This is a genomic window from Clostridioides sp. ZZV14-6345 (genome assembly GCF_020657775.1).
In the GTDB taxonomy this organism is placed as follows: Bacteria; Bacillota; Clostridia; order Peptostreptococcales; family Peptostreptococcaceae; genus Clostridioides; species Clostridioides difficile_D.
Window position 1 is genome coordinate 1 of the sequence record NZ_JAGWCX010000135.1, and the last position, 2,454, is coordinate 2,454.

Genomic DNA, 2,454 nt, shown 5'->3' on the forward strand with positions numbered 1-2,454 from the left:
AGTCACAAGTGTGCGTAGCTATTTTTTAATCAATTATATATCCAACAACTCTTTCATTGTTAACGAAATGTTACTTATTAAATCTGTGGCATTTACTGTATACATTGTGTTACTCAATTTATCTCCTATATAACCATGTATATATGCTCCACTAACTGTAGCTTCCAATACATCCATACCTTGACCTATAAAGGAAGTAATAATGCCAAGCAAACAATCACCCATTCCACCAGTTGCCATACAACTGTTTCCTGTAGGATTTATATATGTTTTTTTACCATCTGTTATGACAGTTTGATAACCTTTTAAAAGTACAACTACATTATATTTTTGAGCAAATTCTTTTGCAACATCTACTCTATGTTCCCTTATATACCCAATTGAATCTCCTGTCAACCTTGCCATTTCTCCCAGATGAGGTGTAATTACAAATCTATTTTTCCATTCTAAAAACTTATAGCATCTATCCTTCATAACATTTAATCCATCAGCGTCTAATACAATAGGGCAATTAGAATTTTCTACTATTTTAAGTAATTTATCAAATGTCTGATGATTATCTCCCATTCCTGGACCAAAACCAATTGCATCACTAGAACTAATTAATTTATTTAATCTTTCATCTTCAAAATTTAAGGTCATTGCTTCTGTAAGCCTAATAGATACCTTTTCTTGCACATCTTCACTACTAATTAACGTTACAAGTCCACTTCCACTCTTAACAGCAGATTCAGTTGCTATGAAACTTGCACCATAAAATCCTTTTGAACCTGCAACTATAGATACTTTCCCAAAATCACTTTTAAAACCATGTATATCTCTTTTTCTAATATTATTTTTTACAAAACTCTCATCAGTTATGAACTCATCATCATGGTATTTTCTTGTAATAAAATCTGGAACACCTATCTTTTCTACAACTACATCACCTATGAGTGAACTAGTATCATAGTTCAAAAAACCTCTTTTATAAAACTCAAAGCTAATCGTTTTGTTTGCTCTAATACAAGTTCCTAATACATTTCCCTTATCACTATCTATACCTGAAGGAATATCTATAGAATATGTATTTTTACTGTTATCATTTACTATATCAATAACTTCTTTAAAAATGCCAGTTATATCACGTTTTAATCCAGTCCCAAATATAGCATCTACTACAACATCACTTTTGGATACTCTATCTTTAAAAATTGTTAAATTTTTATTTTTTATAATATTTTGTTTCTCGACCTTAATAATTTTATCTACTTCATTTTCATCACCAGCATTTTTTTCACTTAAATCATTTTTATTAATATTTATAATATTAATTCCCATATTTAAAAGTACATTGTAGTTTATTTTAGAACATTCACTTAGTTTTTCAAGATTACCTACTAAAAATATGTCTACTTCTTTTCCCTTTGTACTTAAATGCCTCGCTATTCCAAGACCATCTCCACCATTATTTCCAACACCACATACAACTGTATAACTATTATATATCTCTATATCCATATTTTTCATTGCAGATATAACTGCATTTTCCATTAATACAATCATTGGAATACCTAATTCTTCTACACATGAAGTATCGACATTCCTACTTAATTTAGATGTACCTATTAGCATAAATTATCACTCCTATAAAGTTAAAGACTTCTTAAATATTTACAAATAAATATCTATTGAAGTCTTTCTAATCTCATAAATATCATAATAGAATCACTAAATAATAGAATTACTAAAACTAAAGTTTTTTAAAACAATTTAAAATAACAAAAAATTTTGAATTAAAATAATTATTTAATTTATTATACCATATAATTTGAGTTATTATGTTGCTTTAAAGCCTATTTACACTAAGTATCTCAATATTTCTTTATTTTTTACTATCTTTTGTAACTTATCTATATTTTTTATTTTTATTTAAAAAACAATAATTAAGAATACTACTGTATTCTGCACATAAAATTTTTTTTATTTAAATCCAATTTTCTGATAATTTGATAATTTTTCAAAATTTATAGTTGACTTTTATTTTTTACTGTATTAAACTAATTACTATACAAAACGGAAAACAAAATTTTCAAAATTATTAAATTAAAAGGAGAGGTAAACATGAAGACTTTATTAAACAAACAAGTACGATTTTTTAGTAGCCAATTTAGTTAGGGTTTGTAGCTAAGTTAAGACAAATTGTCATGACATAGATACAAACCCCTTAGGATTATGATTTTTAAGGATTGTATCTATGTTGGCTATAGTAATTGTTGTTAAAGTTTTTATTTTATCATCATAATATAGAGCCACATGGATTATACTGTGTGGCTTATTCGTGTTTTTGCCATACAGTTATATATACTGTGTGGCTTTTTTATATCAAGATTCATTTTTAAAATTAAATTAAAAAAATTATTTTAAAATATTTTCAAAGGGGTGTTTTATTTATGTCAGGTATTATATCTGTAA

At 26.3% G+C, this 2,454-nt stretch carries 1 protein-coding gene; it reads right to left on the minus strand.

What is annotated here, in order from left to right; translation table 11 throughout:
- Nucleotides 1-33: 33 nt before the first annotated feature.
- Nucleotides 34-1,614 (minus strand): NAD(P)H-hydrate dehydratase, encoded by a 1,581-nt coding sequence (locus tag KGF39_RS19210; RefSeq protein WP_227823543.1) that lies wholly within the window; start codon nucleotides 1,612-1,614, stop codon nucleotides 34-36.
- Nucleotides 1,615-2,454: the final 840 nt, after the last annotated feature.